Annotated in this window: 17 protein-coding genes; 12 read left to right on the top strand and 5 right to left on the bottom strand. The window is 67.1% G+C overall.

Going from position 1 to position 22,698, the window contains the following annotated elements; translation table 11 throughout:
• Nucleotides 1-608: hypothetical protein (locus GF405_01165; protein ID MBD3366766.1), on the bottom strand; the 608-nt coding region annotated here is incomplete at its 3' end.
• Between the two features lie 202 nt (nt 609-810).
• Between GF405_01165 and treY the strand changes: the two genes are divergently transcribed.
• Genes treY through GF405_01150 form a run of 3 tightly spaced genes read left to right on the top strand, consistent with a single transcriptional unit; the run spans nt 811 to nt 7,732 of the window.
• Nucleotides 811-3,333, top strand: coding sequence for a malto-oligosyltrehalose synthase (treY, locus tag GF405_01160; protein MBD3366765.1), 2,523 nt, complete (start codon nt 811-813; stop codon nt 3,331-3,333).
• Nucleotides 3,330-5,060 carry a malto-oligosyltrehalose trehalohydrolase gene (gene treZ / locus GF405_01155; GenBank protein ID MBD3366764.1) on the top strand — a complete coding sequence of 577 codons (1,731 nt, stop codon included), beginning with the start codon at nt 3,330-3,332 and terminating at the stop codon, nt 5,058-5,060. The genes treY and treZ overlap by 4 nt, the downstream gene beginning before the upstream one ends.
• 17 nt (nt 5,061-5,077) lie before the next feature.
• Nucleotides 5,078-7,732, top strand: a complete 2,655-nt coding sequence (locus tag GF405_01150) for an AMP-binding protein (GenBank protein MBD3366763.1) — start codon at nt 5,078-5,080, stop codon at nt 7,730-7,732.
• 38 nt (nt 7,733-7,770) lie between these two features.
• Here GF405_01150 and GF405_01145 read toward each other — a convergent pair whose 3' ends face one another.
• The 4 genes from GF405_01145 to GF405_01130 all read right to left on the bottom strand — a co-directional run bounded on the left by GF405_01145 (nt 7,771) and on the right by GF405_01130 (nt 14,075).
• Nucleotides 7,771-8,505, bottom strand: a complete 735-nt coding sequence (locus tag GF405_01145; GenBank protein MBD3366762.1) for a hypothetical protein — start codon at nt 8,503-8,505, stop codon at nt 7,771-7,773.
• A gap of 245 nt (nt 8,506-8,750) precedes the next feature.
• Nucleotides 8,751-10,463 (bottom strand): T9SS type A sorting domain-containing protein, encoded by a 1,713-nt coding sequence (locus tag GF405_01140; GenBank protein ID MBD3366761.1) that lies wholly within the window; start codon nt 10,461-10,463, stop codon nt 8,751-8,753.
• Between the two features lie 47 nt (nt 10,464-10,510).
• Nucleotides 10,511-11,068, bottom strand: a complete 558-nt coding sequence (locus tag GF405_01135) for a hypothetical protein (protein ID MBD3366760.1) — start codon at nt 11,066-11,068, stop codon at nt 10,511-10,513.
• A 172-nt stretch (nt 11,069-11,240) separates the two neighbouring features.
• Complete coding sequence (locus tag GF405_01130) at nt 11,241-14,075, bottom strand: outer membrane beta-barrel protein (GenBank protein ID MBD3366759.1); 2,835 nt, start codon at nt 14,073-14,075, stop codon at nt 11,241-11,243.
• A 408-nt stretch (nt 14,076-14,483) separates the two neighbouring features.
• Between GF405_01130 and GF405_01125 the strand changes: the two genes are divergently transcribed.
• From GF405_01125 to GF405_01085, 9 genes are all read left to right on the top strand, one after another.
• Entirely contained in the window at nt 14,484-15,356 is an 873-nt protein-coding gene (locus GF405_01125; protein ID MBD3366758.1) for a DUF3450 family protein, read from the top strand.
• Nucleotides 15,353-16,855 carry a biopolymer transporter ExbB gene (locus tag GF405_01120; GenBank protein MBD3366757.1) on the top strand — a complete coding sequence of 501 codons (1,503 nt, stop codon included), beginning with the start codon at nt 15,353-15,355 and terminating at the stop codon, nt 16,853-16,855. The genes GF405_01125 and GF405_01120 overlap by 4 nt, the downstream gene beginning before the upstream one ends.
• Nucleotides 16,855-17,583 (top strand): MotA/TolQ/ExbB proton channel family protein, encoded by a 729-nt coding sequence (locus tag GF405_01115; GenBank protein ID MBD3366756.1) that lies wholly within the window; start codon nt 16,855-16,857, stop codon nt 17,581-17,583. The genes GF405_01120 and GF405_01115 overlap by 1 nt, the downstream gene beginning before the upstream one ends.
• A complete protein-coding gene (locus tag GF405_01110) occupies nt 17,580-17,999 on the top strand; it encodes a biopolymer transporter ExbD (GenBank protein MBD3366755.1) in 420 nt (139 codons plus the stop codon). Before GF405_01115 ends, GF405_01110 begins: the two co-directional genes overlap by 4 nt.
• On the top strand, nt 17,999-18,616 hold the full coding sequence (locus GF405_01105; GenBank protein ID MBD3366754.1) for a TonB family protein: 618 nt from the start codon (nt 17,999-18,001) through the stop codon (nt 18,614-18,616). Before GF405_01110 ends, GF405_01105 begins: the two co-directional genes overlap by 1 nt.
• Before the next feature lie 7 nt (nt 18,617-18,623).
• Entirely contained in the window at nt 18,624-19,925 is a 1,302-nt protein-coding gene (locus GF405_01100; protein ID MBD3366753.1) for a tetratricopeptide repeat protein, read from the top strand.
• A gap of 161 nt (nt 19,926-20,086) precedes the next feature.
• Complete coding sequence (queF, locus tag GF405_01095; GenBank protein MBD3366752.1) at nt 20,087-20,536, top strand: NADPH-dependent 7-cyano-7-deazaguanine reductase QueF; 450 nt, start codon at nt 20,087-20,089, stop codon at nt 20,534-20,536.
• Nucleotides 20,537-20,553: 17 nt separating this feature from the next.
• Complete coding sequence (locus GF405_01090) at nt 20,554-21,282, top strand: queuosine precursor transporter (protein ID MBD3366751.1); 729 nt, start codon at nt 20,554-20,556, stop codon at nt 21,280-21,282.
• 1 nt (nt 21,283) lies between these two features.
• The gene (locus GF405_01085; protein MBD3366750.1) at nt 21,284-22,690 is read left to right on the top strand and encodes an MATE family efflux transporter; all 1,407 of its coding nucleotides are present in this window, start codon (nt 21,284-21,286) and stop codon (nt 22,688-22,690) included.
• Nucleotides 22,691-22,698: the final 8 nt, after the last annotated feature.

The raw sequence follows: 22,698 nt of genomic DNA, 5'->3' as shown, positions 1-22,698 counted from the left end.
GTGTCGCGCACGAAGTCGACGGTGTTGAAGCCGGCGCCGAAGTCTTCGGAGACGAGCGACAGGAACTCGGGGAGAAACGTGTAGTCCTCCTGGCCCCAGAGGCTGTTGGCCTGGCTCAGCAGATACCCCGACGTCTCGGCCTGTGCGCTCAGACGCCGGTCGAGTTCCCCAAGGCCGGCGAGGATCACCGGCGGGCTGCCCTCAGGGAAGCCGAGGACCCCGGCCATCTCCTCAGCCGTCGTGCCGCGCGCCCCGGCGTAGGTCATGGCGAGCGCGGTCGAGACGCTGAGCGGGGACATGAACACGTTCGCCGCCGCGTCTGACTGTTCCGCAACGCGCCCGTAGAGCGAGAGCGCGAACGAGGTGTTGGCCTCGACCAGCCCCGCCGTGTCGACGTCGGGCTCCCCGGCGTCGGTCGCCCCGCACCCGGTGAGCAGAGCCGCGACCGCGAGCACGGCGACGGCTCTGCCCGCTGAACCCCTTCTTCGCATCGTCGGTTCGGACGTTCCTTTGACTGACATGGCCGTTCCTCCCTGTGCGCTCCTTTGTCTTCCCTCGTGCTGGTGAACACCGGTGCCGGAAGCCCCCCGCGGTCTACGACAGAGCATACCACCCTGCGGCCGTCGGGCGAAGGGGAGCCGCGCGTCGCCGCCTTCCCCGGCTGGACAGTTGAATGACGCTCTGCTTTACTGAGACGATGATCTAGGAGTCGCCGGCCGTCCCTGACAGCGACCATACGCTGTTCCTCACGTCGCCGCGGCTTCCTCCGGTCGGGCGGGGGCTTCGGAGAGCATCGAGCAGGAGAGCTTCATGTCCGAACGACGCGCCACGTACCGTCTTCAGCTCACGCCGTCCTTCACCTTCTCGGACGCCGCCGGGCTCGCCGACCACATCTCACGGCTCGGCGTGAGCCACGTCCATTGCTCGCCCATCTTCGAGGCGCGGAGCGGGAGCCCGCACGGCTACGACGTCGTCGACCCGACCCGCGTGCGAGCTGAGCTCGGGGGCCGGAGCGGCTTCGAGGCGCTCTGCAGAGAGCTTCGGGGAAGCGGACTCCGCGTGCTTCTCGACATCGTCCCGAACCATATGGCGGCATGGCACGAGAACCCGTGGTGGTGGAGCGTCCTCGAACGTGGTGAGGAGAGCCCGTACGCGCACTACTTCGACATCGACTGGCATCCTCCGCAGACCGACCTCGACGGGAAGGTGCTTCTGCCGTTCCTCGGGCGGCCCCTCGACCGAGCCCTCGAGCGTGGCGAGGTGCTGCTCGAGGACGCGGGTGACGGCCCCGTCGTCGTCTCGGGCTCGTTCCGGTTTCCGGTAGCCGAGGGGACCGCTCCCGGCGGGATCGAACCCGGGGCCGGGGCGCGGGAGCGGAGCGCGATGATGGAGCTCCTGTCACGGCAGCACTACGTCCTGGCCGACTGGCGGAGGGGCGTGGTCGACCTCAACTACCGCCGCTTCGCGAACGTGTCCGGCCTCGTCGGCATGCGCGTCGAGGAGGCGGACGTCTTCGAGGCCCTCCACGGCCTCGTGTTCGAACTCCTTGACGAGGGACTCATCGACGGACTGCGCATCGACCACGTCGACGGACTCAGGGATCCGGTCGGGTACTTCGAGCGCCTTCGGGCACGCGCTCCGGATGCGTGGATCGTCGTGGAGAAGGTGCTCACCGGAGACGAACGACTCCGCGCCGACTGGCCGGTGGAGGGAACCACCGGCTACGACGTCCTGACGCATATCGAGCGCCTCTTCGTCGATGAGGAGGGAGAGGCGGACCTCTCGCGGCTCTACGAGGAGTTCACGGGCTCAGCGGGCGCGTATCCTGAGCTCGAGCTCGAGAAGAAGCTCCTCGTGCTCGACAGGCTCTTCGCGTCGGAGCTCGGCAGGCTGACGGACATGGTCGTCACGGCGGCCGATGCTCACGGCGGTCCGGCGAACGCGTCGTTCCTCTCGGAGGCGCTTCGGGCGCTCGTCGCGTCGTTTCCCGTCTACCGGGCGTACGTCCGTCCGGACGAGGGCACGGCCACGCGAGAGGATGCCGCCGTCCTCGATGATGCCCTCGGACGCGCCGCACAGCTTCGTCCGGGATTGCCTCGAGACGTCTGGGTCTTTCTCCGCGACCTCTTTCTGCTGCGCTACCGGGACCCGAACGACCGGGACGCCGTGGCCCGCTTCCAGCAGCTCACCGGACCGGTGATGGCCAAGGGCGTCGAGGACACCGCCTTCTACTGCTACAACCGTCTGACCTGTCTCAACGAGGTGGGAGGCGACCCGGGCCGCTTCTCGGAGTCGACGGATGCATTTCACGCGTGGTGTAGCGACCTGGTAGCAGCGCGGCCGCACACCCTCTCCGTCGTGACCACGCACGATACGAAGCGGAGCGCCGACGTCAGGGCGAGGATCGCGCTCCTCGCGGGGGTCCCGACAGCGTGGGGCGAGTCGGTCCGGCGATGGTCGCGTCGCAACGAGCCTCACAGGACCGACGGGATGCCGGACCGGAACGACGAGTATCTCATCTACCAGACGCTCGTCGGCGCGTGGCCCGTCGATGTCGAGAGGCTCAGGGCGTTCGCGCAGAAGGCCGCGCACGAGGCCAAGCGGAAGACCGCCTGGACGAGGCGGGACGATGATTACGACCGCGCGCTCGACCGCTTCGTCGAGGGCATCCTCGGCGACGGCGCGTTCATCGAGGAGCTGGAGCGTTTCCTTCTCCCGCTCGACGCCGTCTCGAAGGCTGCGTCGGTCTCGCGGACGCTTGTTCAGATGACGGCGGCGGGGCCCCCTCAGATCTACCGCGGCGACGAGGTCTGGTACCGGGCGCTGGTCGACCCGGACAACCGGCGACCGGTCGACTTCGTCCCCGTCCGCCGCGCTGTCGAACGGGCCGGCTATCCAGAGCCGAACGACGCGGGAGCGGAGAGAGGTACATCGGAGTGGTTGCGCGCTCTCGCCCGCGACGCCCCCGGCGTCTCGAAGGCGCGGGCCGTCAGGGCGGCGCTCACGGCGCGGCGCGATTGTCCGTCCGCGTTCGGGCCGGGCTCGGAGCACATCGCCCTCGCGGTCGGCGGTCCGAAGGCGAGGCACGTTGTCGCCTTCGAGAGGCGGTCGCGGATGGGGGACGGCGCCGCGCCGGCAGCTTCGGTCGTGACGGTCGTCCCCAGGCATCTCGCGGGGTTCTCGGGCGACTGGCGGGGGACGACGGTCGCGCTGCCCCCCGGCCGCTACGAGGACGTCTTCACCGGCGCCGCTTTCGAAGGGACGGTTCGTGTCGAGGACCTGCTGGCTGACTTCCCCGTCGCTCTGCTCACGTTACGGAGGTGTGACCAGTGAGGACGTTCACTGTGTGGGTGCCGTTCGCGGGGAAGGTGGAGCTCGGGATCGGAGGTCGGTGGGTTCCGATGTCGCCGTCGGGACGCGGGTGGTGGCGAGCCACTGCGGACGCCGCTCCGGGCACCGACTACGTCTTCCGGGTCGACGGCGGCGAGCCGCGCCCGGACCCGCGATCCCCGTGGCAGCCTGATGGTGTGCACGGTCCGTCCAGAGTGGTCGATCACGACGGCTTCCCGTGGACCGACAGAGACTGGCAGTCGAGGCCTCTCGCGTCGGCGATCATCTACGAGCTCCATGTCGGGACGTTCACGGAAGAGGGGACCTTCGATTCGACCATCGGCCGGCTCGACCACCTCGTCGACCTCGGGGTCACGCACATCGACATAATGCCGGTGAACGAGTTCGCCGGACCGAGAGGGTGGGGCTACGACGGGGTCGACGTCTACGCGCCGCACCATGCGTACGGCGGCCCGGAGGCGCTCAAACGGCTCGTCGACGCCTGCCACGAGCGCGGTCTCGGCGTCATTCTCGACGTCGTCTACAACCACTTCGGCCCGGAAGGGAACTACCTGGGCGAGTTCGGGCCGTACTTCTCGAGGGATTACTCCACACCGTGGGGCCCGGCCGTGAACCTGGTCGAGCCGTGGAGCGACGAGGTCAGGCGTTTCATCGTGGACAGCGCGCTCGCGTGGCTCCGGGACTATCACATCGACGGGCTCCGCGTCGACGGGGTGCATGCGCTGGTCGACACCTCCGCCGTGCACATCATGGAGCAGCTTGCGAGCGAGGTCGAGACGCTCTCGGCCCGGGAGGGACGCCACCACTTCGTCATCGGCGAGAGCGACCTCAATGACCCGCGGCTCGTTCAGCCGAGAGAGACCGGCGGATACGGAGTCGACGCTCAGTGGAGCGGCGATTTCCATCACATCCTGCACGTCCTCCTGACAGGAGAGCGTGACGGCTACTACGTGGACTACGAGGGACTCGACGACCTCGCCAGGTCCTTCCGTCAGTCGTTCATCTACGACAACCGCTTCTCCCGGTACAGAAGGCGGAGCTTCGGCCGCAGGCCGGCCGGCATCAGCGGACACCGGTTCGTCGCGTTCCTTCAGAACCACGACCAGATCGGCAACCGCGCGCGTGGAGAGCGCATAGCGCACATTGCCGGGGAGCGTCGCCAGAAGGTCGGGGCCGGGCTTCTGTTCGCCTCTCCGTTCGTGCCGCTCGTCTTCCAGGGGGAGGAGTGGTCCGCGAGCTCTCCGTTCCAGTACTTCACGAGCTACCGGGACGAGAGGACGGCAGAGCGCGTCAGAAAGGGACGGCGGGAGGAGTTCGCGTCGTTCGGATGGGACCCCGACGACGTGCCCGATCCGCAGGACGAGGAGACCTTCCGCCGCTCGAGGCTCGCGTGGGACGAGGTGGACAAGGAGCCCCACCGCTCCATGCTCGAGTGGTACCGCGAGCTTATCCGGTTGAGAAAGAGCAGCGACGACCTGTCCGACGGCAGAATGGGCGACGTCGCGACGCGTTTCGTGGACACGAAGCAGTGGTTCGTCGTGGAGCGGGGGACGGTGTCGGTCATCGTGAACTTCGGAGAGACACCGCAGACGGTCCCTCTCGCGGCGGACCGTCCCCGGCGCCTGCTCCTGACGTCCGATCCGGACGTGGAGATCCACGACGAACGGGTCGAGGTGCCGCCCGTCGCGATCGCGTTCCTGGGTCCGTAGTCCGAAGGAGGTTTGCGATGGAGACGCTCCGTGAACTCGTCGCCGGCCTGGAGCGGCGCGGAGACGCGCAGGCCGTCGTGGCGTTCGGTGGCGACGAGGTCCGTACCTTCACGTACGCGGAGCTCGGCAGAGCTGCCGCACGGGTGGCCGCGGGCCTCGCAACACGAGGACTGGGTCGCGGCGACCGCGTGGCGGTCTCCTCGGAGCCCTCCTTCGAGGCCATCGTCTCGGTACTCGGCGTGATCGGGAGCGGTGCCTCGATCGTCCCGGTCGACGTCCAGCTGACTGGTTCACCTCTCGTGCGCGGTCTGGAGGCGGCTGGGGTCGGACTCGTGTTCACGACGGCGGAGCGCGCCTCGACGCTCAGGGAGGCCGTTTCGAGCCTCGAGCTCGTGGTTCTGGACGAAGACCCAGGCCTCGACGGCATCGTCGGGGCGGACGCCGAACCCGTCAAGGCCGAGCCGTCGGACGAGGCGGCCCTTTTCTTCACGTCGGGGACGACCGGTACGGTCAAGGGCGTTCCACTGACGCACGCGAACATCACGCATCAGATCGACACGCTCGTCGCGTCCGAGCTCGTCGGTCCGGACGACAGAATGCTCCTGCCGCTTCCGCTCCACCACGTCTACCCCTTCGTTGTCTCGGTGCTGCTTCCTCTGGCGTTGGGCATGCCGATACTGCTGCCGAACTCCCTGACGGGTCCCGACCTTGTCCGCGCGCTCCGTGACGGCGAGGTCACCGTCGTCATCGGCGTGCCGCGGCTCTACGAAGCGCTTCTCGACGGCATCGAAGCGCGGGTGTCGTCGCGCGGGATGCTCGCGACGGCTTGGTTCCGAGGCGCCTTCGGGCTCTCGTACGCTACACGGCGTGCGCTCGGGCTTCGAATGGGGAAGACGCTTCTCGGTCCGATCCACGCGGAGTTCGGACGCGGGCTCGACGTCGTGGCGTCCGGCGGGGCGCCGCTCCGGCCGGAGATCGCGTGGAGGCTCGAGGCGATGGGGTGGCGGGTCGCCATCGGGTACGGGCTGACCGAGACCTCGCCGATCCTGACGCTCAACCCGCCGGGCCGGGCCCGGATCGGCAGCGTCGGCCGCGCCATCGACCGCGTCGAGCTCGAGCTCGACGAGGAGGCCGAGGGAGCCGGGAACGGACTCGGGGAGGTACTGGCCAGAGGGCCGAACGTCTTCGCCGGATATCTCGACGACGAGGAGGAGACGGACTCGTCGTTCACCTCGGACGGCTGGTTTCGCACGGGAGATCTCGGGCGGTTCGACGGCGAAGGGTACCTCTTCCTCTCGGGGCGTGTCTCAAACCTCATCGTGACCGAGGGAGGGGAGAACGTCTGGCCCGAGGAGGTCGAGGACGCGTACGCTGCGAGCGACGCAGTCAGTGAACTGGGCGTCTTCGAGCGCGATGGACGGCTCTTCGGCGTCGTCGTGCCCGCGCTGGCCGGTATCGCAGAGGACGAGACCCCGGAGGAGGCCGTCCGACGCGCGGTCGACCGGGTCTCGCGGGAGCTTCCCTCCTACAAGCGCATCAACGAGTACGCCGTTACCCGGCGCTCGCTCGAGCGCACGCGGCTGGGGAAGCTCCGCAGGCATCTCCTGCCGGGCCGCTACGACGAGGCGGCGTCCGGGGAGGAGACGGCAGCGGGGCCGCTTCCGCTCGAGGAGATGGGCGACGACGACCGGCGGCTTCTCGAGAACGAGGCCGCGCGCGAGGTGTGGGACTGGTTCGCGGAGTCCTACCGTGACGTCCCGATCACGCCCGATACCAGTCCCCGGCACGACCTGGGCATCGACTCGCTGGAATGGCTCAGTCTGACGATGGAGCTCTCACAGCGAGCGGGCGTCGTGATCGGGGAGGACACGATCTCCCGGGTCGAGACGATCAGGGACCTCCTGGAGACCGTCCAAGAACGGGCGGAGGGCGAGATCGGCGAGGAGGGCAGAGACCCATTCGAGGAGCCGGAAGAGCTCCTGAACGAAGCCCAGCTTGCCTCGCTCGAGCGCCACGACCGGTTCGAGGCGGCGATGGCCCGCGGGCTCGTCGGCTTCGTCCGGGGCGTCAGTCGTCTGGTCTACCGCCTGGAGGTCGAGGGACTCGAGAACCTGCCCGACGAGCCGCCGTACCTCATCACGCCGAACCACGTGAGTTTCCTCGACCCGTTCGTGCTGGGAGCGGCGATGGGCGCCGACCGACTCAGGGACGTCTACTGGAGCGCCTGGGTTCAGGCGGGGTTCAGCAACCCGGTCAAGCGATACGTAAGCCGTCTCGCCAAGACCGTGCCGATAGACCCCTACAGGGCCGCCGTCTCCAGCCTTGCGCTCGGGGCTGCGGTCCTCGGCAGGGGACACGCCCTGGTCTGGTTCCCCGAGGGAGGCCGCTCGCGGGCCGGCCGCCTCAAGGAGTTCAAACGGGGCATCGGCATGCTCCTCGATACACACCCGGTCCCGGTGGTGCCGGTCATCATCCGGGGGACGTACGAGGCCTGGCCACCCGGTCAGACGCTTCCCGGCGCGCACCCCGTGCGGGTCACCTTCGGCAAGATCGTGCGTCCCGAGGAACTCGAGAGCGAGGGGGAGGGCGACGCTGCCAGGGACAGGATCACGTCCGGCCTTCGGAGACGCATGCGCTCCATGCTTGGGGAGGCAGAGAGCGAGGCGCCTTAGCGCCCGGCGTGCGCGCGACGCCGTCGCCCGGCGGCTTCCTAGAAGGAGACGGACAGCGCCAGCAGGGCGTAGTTCAGCCAAGCGAAGTTGTAGACCTCGTCGTTGTCGGCCCCGCCCTCGACGACCCGATAGCCCAGCCGCAGCTCGACCATCTCACGGGGACGGTAGGTGAGCGCCAGCAGGACGTCCTCGGCCCTTCCCTGCGGGGCGGCCAGCGCGTCACCGTGAAGGAGCAGGGCGACCCTCTCGGAGAAGGCCCAGCGCGCCCGGAAGTTCACGAGCGGCACGAAGCCCACGTTCGACTTCTCGGATTCGAGCCCGCCGCCCTCGACGCGCACGACGGCGTCCCGGATCTTGGCCGTGAATCCGAGACCGTACTCGAGTCGACCGCGCGGCTCGAACTCGTATCGGTAGGTCAGCCGGTAGGAGTTGAATGTGTAGGTCGCATCGAGTTCGGTTCCGCCCGGGAACGTCACCTCCTCAAAGACCAGCGGGTCCTCGACCGAGCCGTTGGCCCTGAGGGACAGCGGCGCGTAGAGCCCCGAGAGAGTGTGCTTTCCCGAGAACGTGTACGAGACGCGGAGCCTGAAGTAGCCGTCCGACTCGGTGTCGAGATCGTCGACGAGCGAGAACCGGGTTCCCACGTCTCCCGGTATCCCCACGTCGTTGTATCCGGACCATACGACGCCCCGTTCGTAGTCGACATGGAACCCGGCGTGCGCTCCGAGAGGAACAAGAAAGAGCGCCAGCAGCAGTGGCAGCGTCCGCTTCATCGAATGCCTCCGTGGATGTGTCCTCCGGCTCGGTTCGTACGTAAGGAACATCAGAAGGCATGAGAAACCACATGTCAAGGTGGGAGATGGCACAGGGGAGGAGACCGAAGAAGATCGCAGTCTGAGCGGCCCTGCGTCGAGCGTTGGATGCGGGCGATGACCAAGGAAAGCGGGGGCCTCCTCAGGAGGCCCCCGCTTCGTGCTGCTGCGCGGTTGTCCCCCGGGAGGGGACATCCGACGCCGAACTACTTCAGCATGACCATCTTGTGGGTCTCAGAGTACTCGGGCGTCTCGATGCTGTAGAAGTAGACGCCGCTGGCGCACGGGCTGCCGCTGTCGTTGGTGCCGTCCCACGTCACCACGCCGTCGCCGGCGGCGACGTCGTCAGCGAGGAGGGTGCGGACCACGCGACCGGCCGCGTCGTGGACCGTGATGGTCACGTTACCGGCCTGGCGAACGCTGTAGGCGATCTTCGTGACCGGGTTGAAGGGGTTCGGGTAGTTCTGCGAGAGGCTGACGGGACGGGTGATCGTCTCGGCGACGTCCGTCGTGCCCCAGTAGACCGTGTTCTGCGGATCGAAGTTCGTCCAGCCCGCCGTCCACTCGGTCGCCATCGTCTTGGTGGGATCGAAGGCGCCGCGGTAGGTGACGACGTCGAAGCCGGCGAGCGCGGGGTCAGTGAAGTTCGCCGTGCCGATGAGCTCGGAACCGACGGCCGGGATCGGGTTGGGGTTGTTGAGATCGCTCATGTCCGTCAGACCGATCGAGCTCGGGTTGCGCGGGGAGTTCCAGGCAGCGTTGTAGCCGGGCTCAGTGAGGATCCAGCTGTCGACGCCCGGAGGGGTCACCGTGCCGTCCCACCTCGAGGTCTGGTGGACCGTGCCGGCGTCCTTGACCACGCTGGCCTGGAGACTCGTGTGCGCGAACTCGACGACGTCGTTCACGGCATCGGTGTGCGTGCACGCGTCGCGGACGCTCAGGCCGAAGGGGAAGCCCATGACGACCGAGTTGAAGATCTTGTTCTGCGAGCAGCGACGGAGCACGCCGCTGTAGCCGAACGTGTGCGTCGGCGGCAGGACGATCGTGTCGTCGCGCTCGGGTCCGATCAGCGTGATGTTCGAGAAGACCGGGGCCGTACGCGGAGTGGACGGCGGATCGAGCGCCGAACCCTCGTTGTCCGACTCCCAACCGTTCGACGTGCCCTCGACATCGAACTCGAGCGGGTCGCGGACGACGAAGCCCCACTGGATTTCGCCGCTGTAGCCGAAGTCCGTGTCAAACATGTCGTCGATGTTGGCCAGCGCGACAAGGTGGTGCGGATTGACCGTGCCGCCGAAGAACTCGTAGGCGTCGTCGAACCCGTAGCTGACCTGCACGTGATGGATCTCCGTGCCGTCACCGACGCCGCCGCAGGTGAGGGAGTTGACCTCGTTGCCCTCCTCGATGCGGTAGCCGGGGTACTCGATGCGGACGTAGTAGAAATCGCCCGAGTCGTCGTTGGGGTCCGTGCCGCCGAAGTAGCCGGGGCCGCCCTCGAGACCCTCGATGAACGGGTTCGGCTGGTTCACGGGCGCCTCACCGAGGATGATGACGCCGGCCCACTCGCCGCGCTGGCGCTCGCCCGGAGGGTCCGTCGGCGCAAAGACGACCGGGTCGCTCGCCGTGCCGGTAGCGAATATCTGGGCGCCGCGGGCGACGATGAGACCCGAACCCGGGGCACACAGAACCGTCGTGCCGGCGGGAATCGTCAGGCTGTAGGTCGAGTCGACGAAGTAGAAACCGGACAGGACGTACGTGGTATCGGCGTCGAGCGTGCGGTGCCACTCCTGCAGGTACGTCTCGAGCTCGTGGCCCGGGTAGCCGGGTCCCAGGACCTTCACGGCGTCCTGCGCCTGGGCCGAGACAGCGATGCCCAGAGCCAGCAGAAGCAGGATCGACGTCTTGATGAACGACTTCATTGAGTGCTCCTCCCTGTTTGCCTAGCAGTCGACCAAACGCCCGTTCTCTAGTGACCGTAGTGTGTCGCGAAGAACGCCAGGTCGGCGAGACCCACCGTGCCGTTCCAGTCGAAGTCGCTTCTTCCGGCACTCGTGCCGTAGTCGCCCGCGAAGAAGGCGAGATCGGCGAGACCGACGCTGCCGCTGCCGTCGATGTCGAACGAGTTGCAGTCGACGTCGACCGAGCTGGACAGGGCGATCGTGTAGATGCTGCAGTCGATGGTGACCGAGTTGCCGAACGTGATGGACTCATCACTGACGACCTCGAACCGGATCCGGCCGTTGACGTCGGTCTGCGAGTCGACGGCCGTGATGGTCACGCTGCCGCCCGTCGCACTGAAGAAGAAATTGCTCGAGTCGATCCCCTGGATCGGCGTCGAGTCCGACCGCAGCGCGGTGACGGTCACGTACTGGAACGCGGGGCCGTCGCCGAGCGGGCAGGTCGTCAGGCCGCCCGTCGAGGCGGCGATGCTCGACTGGTCCGGGTCCGGAATGCCGGCACCGGCAGCGCTCGCGACGGCGAGGATCAGACAACCCGCCAGGATGCTTGCCAGAACTCTCGACATGTTGCTCCTCCTTGAGTAGTCAGCTGTTTCTCCCACAACCTCGGACCCGCTGTCGGGCCCGAACCGTGCTCCCGTGGGTCTGCTGCAACCTCCCTTCGCGTGCCGTTCCGCCCACGGACTGCTCATCCCGCTGCCCCGCCCCCCGGTGAGGGGGGGGGCAGCCGTCACGGATTCACCACTTCAAGCCGAGCGAGACCGAGTACTCCGGGTTCCGCTCGTCGACCAGATGATCGGTCCGGGCCTCGCCCTGCGTCTCGACGACGTCCGAGCCGGTCAGGTTCCTGGCTGCGAGCTTGAGCTCCATGAAGTCCCAGAGCTCCTGTGTGACGGCGACGTCGAGCACCTCGCGTTCAGCCTCGTAGACGTTCGCGCCTTCATTCAGGGTGACCGCCATCAGGCGCTCACCGAACTTGTTGTAGAGCACGTTGAGCGTTGTGCCCCACCGCTCGATCGTGTAGAGAAGACCGACGTTGACGGTCCACGGCGACTGCCCGACGAGAGGGCGTGTCTTCCTCGTCCGGATGATCTGGCCCGTGCTGTCGGTCTTGGACTGGATGTACTCGATCTCCGAATCGACGAACGTGTAGTTGGCCGTCACTGAGAGCCCGCGCAGGAACTCGGCAAGGAAGCCGAGGTCCTTCCTGACCTCGACTTCGAAGCCCTGGTTGTGGCCTTTGTCCGAGTTGAACGGGCGCCGGATGTTCCTGTACGAGGTGTCGGGATGGAGACTGTCCTCGATCGCGTTCTCGATGTCCTTGTAGAAGTAGCTGACGGCCAGTACCTCGTCGTCCTGCGGGAACGCCTCCAGGCGGACGTCGTAGTTCTGGATGACCGCGCGGTCGAGGTTCGCGCTGCCCTGGTAGTTCTGGCCGGCGCTGTGGTCGTGATAGACGACGGGCGCCATCTCGCGGAGCTCCGGCCTGTTGACCGACCGGAAGTACGCAAGCCGGAGGTTCATCCACTCGGTCGGCATGTACGTGAAGTTGATAGACGGCAGCAGGTCCGTCTCGTTGATGACCGACCGGATAGTGTCGCCGGTCGCCGGATATGAATCGACGGTCTGGTTCGACGACTCGATCCTCAGTCCCCCGGACACGCGGAAGTCGTACTTGTCGATCGTGAACGGAAGATCGAGCATCCCGTACCACGCGTCCATGTCGTGCCAGCCCTCGTACTCGCCGGAGTACCGGTCCCTCTCGATGAAGCCGAGCTTGCCTTCCTGGAAGTTGTCATCGACGAAGATGGAGTCGATCGGTGTGGCCGTGATCCACCAGTTGTCCGGGTCCCAGAGGTCGATCTGCGCGGGGTCGGACGAGAAGGCCGAGACCTCGTAGGTGCGGTTCCGCCGCTCGACGAAGACCCCCGTCTTGATGGAGGCGTCGCCCACCGGCCACGTGAGGTCGGCGCGTCCGCCCGACGTGTCCTCGATGAGGTCGATCCACGTTCGTTCGTCGGCCTTGAGCAGCATGTAGCCGTTGGCGTTCTCGTCGTATGTCGCGTAGCGTCGGTCCGGCTCGTAGGCGCGCGACTCCGAACCGAAGGCCTTCCATTCGACACGGGCGCCTCCAGTGCGACCGAAACGGTGTGTTCCGCCGACCTGCAGGTCGAACCGGGACCGTTCGTCCCACTCGATCTGGTACTTCTCTCCGTTGCCCGAGGCGTCGTGGCTGACCTGCCCGGTGCCCTGCTTCAGGTCCTCCTTCGCCGTCTGCACGTAGAGGGCGCGCGCCGTCAGACGGTGGTTCCTGCTCGGCTGGTAGCTCACGTTGGCCATGCCGGACCAGAGCACCTTGTACCCGTAGGCCGTGCCCTCGACCTCCTCCCTCGGTAGACCGCCGCCCCCGGCGTCCTCGACACGTCTCAGGTAGCCGTACTCCTTGTAGCTCGAGCTGTACTTCCCGCCGACGAGGAAGCCGAAGACGTTCCTCCCGTCGTCTCTGCCGATGTCGAATCTGTTGCCGTAGGAGAGGGAATAGGAGCCGTTGACGGGCGCGTTGTCCTCAACGAGTCCCCACGTGTTCGGAAGCGCCCTGGCGAGCTCGCGTCCTTCGAGACTGTCGGGCAGCTCGCGGATGCCGTCGTCCATGCCGAGCCAGTCCGTGTCGCTGCCCTGGGAGCGCATCGTCGTTCCCGCGGCGAGGTCGTCCCCGAACCCGTTCGACGCCGACACGGAGAGCTGCGCTTCCTGAGGAATGTCACGCGTGTTGAGCTGGACGAGGCCGCCCGTGAAGTCACCGGGAAGGTCCGGCGACGCGGTCTTCACGACGACCGTGTTCGCGAGAAGCGAAGCGGGAACGACGTCGAATGTGAAGCTCCGGCGGTCGGAACTCGTGTCCGTGCTCGTCGCGGGCACGCCGTCGAGCCACGTGACGTTGTAGCGGTCGGTGACGCCGCGCACGAAGACGAACTTGTTGTCGACGACCGAGAGCCCCGTCACACGCTTGAGGACGTCGCTGCTCGTACCGTCGGGCGACTTCGCTATCTGCTCGGCACTGATGCCGTCTCCGATGGTGATGGCCCGCATACGCTCCGTGATGATGGCGACCTGCGTGGAGAGAACGCGTTCGGCGGATACCACGAAGTCGTCGATACGGAAGCTCGCCATGCCCTCGGCCGGCACGAGGTCGACGTTGAACTTCTCCGTCTCGTCCGTCCCGACGCGCACGCCGGAGATGACCTTCGTCTCGTAGCCCATGAACGAGACCCTCACCTCGTAGGTTCCCGCCGGGATGTCCTCGATGCGGTACTCGCCGTCGAGGTCGGTCGAGATCCCGATCGTCGTCCCGACGAGAAGCAGGTTTGCTCCCGAGAGCCGTTCCCCCGACTCGTCGTCCCGCACCGTTCCGCGAAGCGTTCCCGTCTGTCCGTGAGCGAGAGCGGGAACCGCACATGAGATGATGAGACAGATAATCGCCGCCCTGATGATGCGACCACGTTCCGTGGTCCGGCCCGCTCCGCGTTCTTCCCTCCCGCACGTGCGGGAGGTCTTCCGCATCCATTGGCGCAAGAGTGTAGCCTCCCCGTGTTCACGGATTCTGAGGGCGACGTGAGGAATCGGTGACGCTGTTGTGCGGTTCAGGTGTTGCCTGCTTCCCCCAAAGCGGCGTCTCCGGTCGATCGTCCGCCGGAGTCGCGCGACACCCGGAACCCGTCGCGACGTTCCTCCTTGTCGCTCTCCACCTCCGGGACCGCAGAATCGTCGGTCCCCTCCGTCTCCGCCCCGCTGCACGAGTCCTCCGTATCTCAGCGGGAGCGGAGTCTACGTCCCATGTGTTTGTGAATTCTTAGGGCGGCGTGAGGAATTCGTCTTCGGACGGGCGAACGGTGTTTCGGAGCGACGGCGGGCACACGAAGCCCTCGTTCGGCAAGCTCACAGAAACCTAACTTGAGGGGCCGGGAGGGTGCGCTTAGCCTTGTGTACCCCTTGCACAGAATGGGTTCGAACGACGGGCCGCGCATGCGGTACCTGGAAGCGCACCGGAGCCGCCGGTCACGGCGGGCGTCGGGGAGACTTCTTCAGGAGGGAGGACGGATGGGCAGGCTCGCGATCATCGCCCTGCTCGTGGTGCTGACGGCGACGCTTCTGTGGGCGCAGTCGGACTCCGGCGATCTCAGTGAGACGGCCGGGGAGACTGTCCGGATCGAGCAGCAGACGCAGAGCGAGCGCGACGCCTGGGCGTCGGAGCAGGCGGAGCTCGAGGCGCGGTACAGGACCGCCAAGGCGAACGTCCGCTACCTGGGCGAGCGCATCGTCGTCGAGAGAAAGAAGCAGGCCGCGCTCGAGGAGAGCATAGGAGAGCTGACGAAGCGTCTGAACGAGGCGCACCTTCTCCAGTCGAGTCTCCAGGACACGATGAACGTCATCATGACGCGGTTCGAGAGCTTCGTCGAGCGCGACCTTCCCTTCCTTCCGCAGGAGCGCGAGCGGCGCATCACCCATCTCCGGGACATGCTTGCCAAGCCGGACGTAACGGGCGCGGAGAAGGTCCGACTGCTCTTCGAGGCTCTGCGCATCGAGGCCGAGTACGGGAGCACCGTCGAGGTCAACCGGACCGAGGTGGAGGTCGACGGGGAGCCCGTCTTTGCCGATGTGCTCAAGGTCGGCCGGGTCTCGCTCTTCTGGCGGACACCCGACGGTGAGCGCTCGGGAACGTTCGATCCGGCCACCCGGAAGTGGGTCGAGCTCGAAAGGAAGTACGACTCCGCCATCAGGGAGACGATCGAGATGGCCACGAACATGCGTCCGATCGAGCTGATAGCACTGCCGCTCGGGAGGGTGCAGTCATGAAGAAGCTGATGATCCTGACAGCGGTCGCGGCGATTCTGGTGGCCGGAACGGCCGGCGCACAGGACGTGCGGGAGGCGTTCAGGAAGGCCGAGGAAGACCGTCAGGCCGCGCTCGAGCGGGCCAGGGCCTCCGAGGAGACCATTCTTAACGACCGCGAAGCGCTGCTGGCCGAGGTCCAGGAACTCGAGGCGCAGGAGCGTGAGCTCGACGCGGAGCTCTCCGGTCTCGAGACGACGGTCGCCCGGCTCGAGACGCGGCACGAGAGGCTGGCAGACAAGTGGGAGCGTGAGCGACTTCAGTACAAGGAGATCTCCGGCAACATCCGTCTGGCGGCCCGCGACCTCAAGGCCATCCTCGAGCAGTCCCCGCTGACCGCGCTCAGGCCCGAGCGGATCGACGTCGCCGAGCAGGTGCTGGCCCAGGGCTACTTCCCGGACATCGAGGATGTCAAGGGCATGGCCTACGCGCTCTTCACCGAGATCGAGATGTCCGGACAGGTCGGCATGCGTGAGGGGCTCTTCGTCGGCCGCGACGGGGAGGAGCAGACGGGCGACATCATGACGATCGGCCCGTTCACCGCCCTCTACCGCACGGAGGAGGGAGGGGAGGTCGGATTCCTGACCTACACTCCCGCCGAGCAGAAGCTCTTCGCGCTGTCGGCTCTCCCGCCGAACCGTATGGCGCGTCTGATCCGCGGCTACATGAACGGCGAGTCCGCGACCGTGCCGGTCGACATCTCCGGCGGCGCGGCCCTCCGTCAGATCACCCAGCAGGTCGGGTTCTGGGAGCACATCGCCCAGGGCGGACCGATCATCTTCCCGATCCTCGCCATCGGCCTCGTCGCCGTGGCTCTCATCATCTACAAGTTCCAGTTCCTCCAGAAGGTCCACGGGAACACCGACAAGGTCATGGGTGAGGTGACGGGCCTCGCGGCGCGGGGCGACTGGGAGGGCGCCGAGGCCGTGGTGAGGCGGTACGAGCACCGGAAGATGCCCGTCGTCGAGGTGATCGCCGACGGTCTCTCCGCGCGGGATGAGGACCGCGAGACGCTCGAGAGCGTGATGCAGGAAGCGATCCTGCGCGAGATGCCGCGCGTCGAGCGCGGGCTCTCCGTGCTGGCCGTCTTCGGCGCGGTCGCACCGCTCCTCGGTCTCCTCGGCACGGTGACCGGCATGATCGAGACGTTCCGCGTTATCACGCTCTACGGTACGGGCGATCCGAGGCTCATGTCGGCCGGCATCAGTGAGGCGCTGGTGACGACCGAGCTCGGTCTCGCCGTGGCCATTCCGATCATGCTCTTTCACACGTTCCTGTCGAGGCGCGCGAACGCCATTGTCGGGGAGATGGAGGAGAAGGCGGTCCATCTTTCGAACGTCATTCTCAAGCAGCGTGTCCGGAGCGGCGAGGCTACCGGGGATGCCTCGCTCGACAGTGAGACGTTGATGGACAGGCTCGTGGCGAAGGTCGTCGGCAGGCTCCAGGAAGGGACGGCCAACTGATGGAACATCTTGTCACAAGGACATACGAGTACATCCTGCAGGGCGGCTGGGTCATGATCCCGCTCTCGATCGCATCGATCATCCTCTGGACGTTCATGCTGGAGCGTCTCAGCGTTCTCCGCGCGCTCAGGCGGAACGACATCACCATCGACCAGGCGATCGATGCCGTTCGGAACCAGGGGACGCCGACCGGCGGTGAGGGCCTCCGCGCGCGGCTCGTACGGGACTTCCTCGAGCACCGAAGCGGCGTCGCGAAGATCGACGTCAGCGTCCTTAAGGAGTCGGCGATGCGTCAGCAGCCGTCAATCGGTCGCTTCCTGTCGATGATCACGGTGCTGGTTTCGATCGCTCCGCTCATGGGACTTCTCGGTACGGTGCTCGGCATGATCGAGACGTTCCAGGTCATCGCCCTCTTCGGTACCGGCAACGCCGGCGCGATGGCCAACGGCATCTCGATCGCGCTCATCACCACGGAGACGGGGCTTCTGATCGCGGTGCCGGGCCTGATGCTGTCCGGCATGCTGCTCGTCCAGGCCGCGCGGCTCAGAACGCAGCTCGAGGAGGACGTGACGATCCTGTCGCGCATCATCAGACGGAGACGATGCGCCGACCACGACGTCCGCAGGTTCGGGAACGTCTGCACGGCCCGCGAGCCGGAGAGACGACCCGAGCTTACGGCCGTGCCCGCGCTCGCCGGCGCCTACTCGGAGGGCGGGGAAGGCGCATGATCAACGTGCGGAACAGCCTCCGGGGCGGCAACAAGAGCGTCGACATCTCGATGGGTCCTCTCATCGACATGGTCTTTCTGCTCCTCATCTTCTTCGCCGTCACCACGAGCTTCGTGAAGGAAGCCGGCATCGATGTCCAGAAGGCGACGGCCTCGACGGCCGAGCTCCAGGAGCACGCCAACATCATGATCGGCGTGACGCCGGAGGGCGATGTCTACTTCGAGGGCAAGAGGATCGACGTCAGGAGCGTCCGGGCCCAGATCGAGCGGGCGCTTGCAGAAGATCCGGAGAGCGGCGTGGTGGTCGTCGCTGACAAGCGCAGTGAGACCGGGGCCGTCATCACGGTCATGGACCAGTGCCGTCTCGCCGGCGCCAAGTCCGTCAGCCTCGCTGCCAAGCGGGGAGAAGCGTCCTGATGGCGGTCGCCCGCCGGCTCAAGTGGGCCGCGCCCGCCGCGGTCGGTATCAACCTGCTGATCTTCGCGTTCGCCGCGTTCCTGCTCCAGGAACGCGAGGTTCCGCAGGACATCACGAACCCGATCGGCGTGAGCCTCGTCAAGCTCGAGGCGCCGTCGCTGCCGCAGCAGGAGCAGATTCGGGAGCCGGAGAAACCCCGGCAGCAGGAGAAGCTCGACTTCCTGCCGGACGTCATCCAGCCCGAGCTCGGTCCGCCCGGCGAGTTCGACCTCGGTGTCGGGGTCAACCTCGGGCAGATGGGCGGAACCGGTTCGCCGGATGACTTCGTCTTCGAGTCGTACGAGCTCGACTCGGCCCCGCAGCCGATCGTGCGCGTGCCCCCGGCCTACCCCTACGCGGCCCGAGAGCGCGGCACCGAGGGCGCGGTGCAGGTCAAGATGCTCGTGACCACCGAGGGCACCGTCGCGCGCGTCGAGATCCTCGACGCCAGGCCGAAGGGCATCTTCGAGGACGCCGTGCGCCGCGCGCTGCCGCAGTGGACCTTCCGGCCGGGCGAGGTGCAGGGAAAGTCCGTCACCGCGTGGGTCGTGACCACGATCCGCTTCAACCTGGACTGACGTGACCATGCAGACGTCCCACCCGCCGACACCCCGTGTCCTCCTCTGTGCCGCGCTCGCGCTGCTGCTCACCGGAGCGTCGCCGCTTTTCGCACAGGACGATGCCGAGCGCCCGATCGAGGACTTCTCAGATCTCCCGGCGGACACGCGGCTCGTTCTCTTTGAGGCGCAGACGCTCCGCGACGAGGGAAACGTCGACGACGCGGCGTCGCTCCTCCGCGAGTTCGTCGCCGAGAACCCGGACCGCGACCACTACCTCGTCAGGTTCCATTCGGCCGTCAGCCACGCGCTGGCCGGTGACACCGAGCGGGCGCTCGAGGACTACCGGCGGACCACCGAGCTCGAGCCGCGCTACGCTCAGGCGTGGATCAGCCTCGGGGAGCTGGCCTACAACCTCGGCCGCTACGAGCTGGCCGCCGCGGCGCTCGAGGAGGGCTACGCGCGAAGCGAGCTCAGGCAACCAAGCGTGCTCTTCTATCGCGCCGCGTCGCTCGTCATGAGTGAGCGCTCCGAGGAGGCGATCCCGATCCTCGAGGAACTTGTCTCCGGGGAACACGGCGAGCCGACGCTCGAGTGGCACCGGGCGCTCGTCATGGCCTACCTTGAGCTTGAGGAGGTCGAGAAGGGCTCGGCCGCGCTCGACGAGATGCTCGCGGGCTTCGGGAGCGAGCCCGAGCCCTGGGAGGTCGCCTTCCAGTATCATGTGCGCGCCGGGGACTACGAGAACGCGGCGGTCGCGCTCATGGTCTCCGACTACCTCGATCCGCTCACAAGCCGGCAGCGGATGCAGCTCGGCGACATCTTCCTGGCGATCGGTGTTCCGGCCATGGCCGGAGACACGTACGAAGAGGCGATGGGTGACAGCGCGACGACCGACGAGCTCGAGCGCCTCGCCTCGGCGCATCTGGCGTCGTATCAGTTCCGCGAGGCCGAGGCGGCACTCGAGCTCGCCATCGAGAAGGACCCGACGGCGCGGCTCTGGTCGCTGCTGGGCGACCTCCATTTCATGCGAAGCGACTACGCCCCCGCGTACGAAGCCTACGAGAGCGCGGCGGCCGCCGACAGCACCTACTCGCGCTCCTATCTGATGATGGGCTACTGCGCCATCCAGCTGGAGCGCACCGAGGACGCGCTCGCCTCGCTCCGGGTCGCGCAGACCTTCCCCGACCAGGCCGACAAGGCCGACCGTCTGATGGCCGCCATCGAGGCGGTCGAGGCGCAGAAGGAGGCGCAGCGCCGCCGCCGGGAGGCGGAGGAGCACGCCATCGAGGAGCAGCGCTCACGGGAGTACGAGCCGCTGGTCGACTGAGGCCTCCGCCGTTCTCGATCGTACCTCCGCTCGACGCTCCGGCTTCAGCGGCTCCGCGACCGTCGCAACCCCATCTGAGCGAACCCGCCTGACAGGACCGCCGTCACCTGCTAAGCTCGTGTGAGCGAGTGGGCGCCCACGTCCGTTCACGGAGGGAACCGATGAGCAAGCTCACGGAGCGAACCGATCTCGAGAAGCTGACCGTCCTCGGCGAGCGTGCCGGTCCGGAGCGCCGTCTCGAGACGTTCCCGAATCACCACCCCGAGCGCAACTACGTCGTCACGCTCGAGACAGACGAGTTCACGTGCCTCTGCCCCGTGACCGGGCAGCCCGATTTCGCGGAGATCCGCGTGGAGTACACGCCGAACGAGCGGGTTCTCGAGTCGAAGTCGTGGAAGCTCTACCTCTGGTCGTTCCGCGACGAGAGGGCCTTCCACGAGCACGTCGTGAACGCGATGCTCGACGACCTTGTGGAGGCGCTCGAGCCGCGATGGTGCAGGGTCACCGGCACCTTCGCCGCCCGGGGCGGCGTCGGCATCTCCGTCGAGGCGGAGTACGGCGCGTTTCCCGTAGGGGATGGTGCGGCGGGGCCTGAAGGGGACGACTCGTGACGGGGCCGCCGCGCAGGATGCGACACGCGGGGGAGACAGCTCCGGGCGAGGACGCCCTCAGGGTGCTCGTCGGGCTTTTCGTCGCCGCGCTCGTTGCCTCGAACTTCGTGGCGGCAAAGCTCATCACGGTGGCCGGGTTCACCGTTCCCGCGGCCGTGCTGCTCTTCCCGTTGAGCTACATCCTCGGCGACGTCCTCACCGAGGTCTACGGGTACGCCGTCGCCCGGAAGACCATCTGGATCGGTTTCGCATGCAACGTCGTCGTGGTCGCCGTGACGTGGGCAACGATCGTCGTGCCGCCGTCCCCGGTCTGGACGCTCGCCGGGTTCGGAACGGCGGGCGAGGCGCAGTCCGCCTACAGTGCGGTTCTCGGTTTCGCGCCGAGGATCGTGCTGGCTTCGCTGGTCGCCTACCTGGTGGGCGAGTTCCTGAACGCCGCCGTGCTCGCCCGGCTCAAGGTGGCGACCTCGGGGCGTCACCTGTGGGTGAGGACCATCGGCTCGACCCTCGTCGGGCAGCTCGCCGACTCCGCCATCTTCATAACGATCGCGTTCGCGGGAACGGTGCCGTGGAGTGTCCTCGGGGGCATCGTCCTCGCACAGTGGCTCATCAAGTGCGGCATCGAGGCGGCGGCGACGCCGGCCACATACCTCGTCGTCGCGCGGCTCAAACGGCTCGTCGGCGTCGACCACTTCGACGAGGGCGTGAGCCTGAGCCCGCTGCGGTGGAAGGGCGCGAGGAGTTGACGTGAGCCGCAACGTCGAGTCTGACGGCCTGGAGGCTCGAAGCCGCGGCGGCACCCCGCGGGACCACGTGCTCTCCGACACCGACATCGGCGCGCTTCTCTGGCGTCTCTCGATCCCGGCCACCATCGGCATGGTGGTCATGGCGACCTACAACCTGGTCGACGCCATCTTCATCGGCCGGGGTGTCGGTCCGCTGGGCATCGGCGGACTGGCCATCTGCTTCCCCGTCCAGCTCCTGGTCATGTCGATCGGAACGCTCCTCGGGGTCGGCGGCGCCTCGATCATCTCGAGGGCTCTCGGCGCCGGGAACGAGGCCCGGGCCCACAATACCCTGGGCAACGTCCTCACGCTGGTTCTCATTATCTCCGGCGCCATCATGGCCGTCGGGTTCTCCTCCATCGAGCAGGTCCTCACGCTCTTCGGTGCGACCGAGGAGCTTCTGCCGTACTCGAGGCGTTACCTCTCGGTGATCCTGTGGGGAACGGTCTTCCGCTGCTACGTGATGTCGCATCACAACATCGTCCGTTCCGAGGGGCGCGCCCGCGTCGCAATGACCTCGATGCTCATCGGCGCGCTCCTCAACATCGCCCTCGACCCGATCTTCATCTTCGGGCTCGACATGGGGCTCCGCGGCGCCGCGCTCGCGACCGTCATCGCCCAGGCGGCGTCGACGGTGTTCCTCGCGCTCTACTTCGCCACCGGCAGGAGCGGGCTGTCGATGGGGTTCGCTGACCTCAGACTGAGGTGGAGCATCGTGCGGGAGACGCTGGCCGTCGGGGCATCGTCTTTCGGGCGGATGGCAGCAGGCAGCGTCGTACTGGTCGTTCTGAACCGGAGCCTCGCGTACTACGGCGGCAATATGGCGATCGCCGGATACGGCATCGTCAACCGTCTCCTGCACTTCCTGTTCATGCCGGTCATCGGGTTCGGCCAGGGACTGCAGCCGGTGGCGGGATTCAACTACGGCGCGAGGCGGTTCGACCTCGCCAAGCTCGCGCTCAGGATCTCGACCATCCGCTCGACGGTGTTCGTCGCGAGCGCGTTCGTCGTGCTGTACGTCTTCGCAAGGCCCCTGGTCGGGTTTTTCACCGACGACCGCGAGCTTATCGAGCTCACGGCGGACGCCCTCCGGATCATCTCGCTGGCCTTTCCCCTCATCGGCATCCAGATGATGGGGACCGTCACCTTCCAGGCGTTCGGGCGGGCCGGCCCGGCGGTCTTCCTGTCGCTCTCGCGGCAGATCATCCTGCTCATCCCGCTCGTGCTCATCCTCCCGCGCTTTCTGGGCCTCGACGGCATCTTCTGGGCGTTCCCGGCCGCCGACACGACCGCGACGGCCGTCACCGTGGCGATGCTCCTGAGGGAGTTCGCGCGTCTCAGGAGGCTCGACGCGGCCGCGAGCGCTTGACCGGACGG

Origin of the sequence: Candidatus Effluviviaceae Genus V sp., assembly GCA_014728125.1 — a bacterium.
Taxonomy (GTDB): Bacteria; Joyebacterota; Joyebacteria; order Joyebacterales; family Joyebacteraceae; genus WJMD01.
Note: the sequence above shows the minus strand (reverse complement) of the source record. Positions and strands in the feature narration are given on the sequence as shown.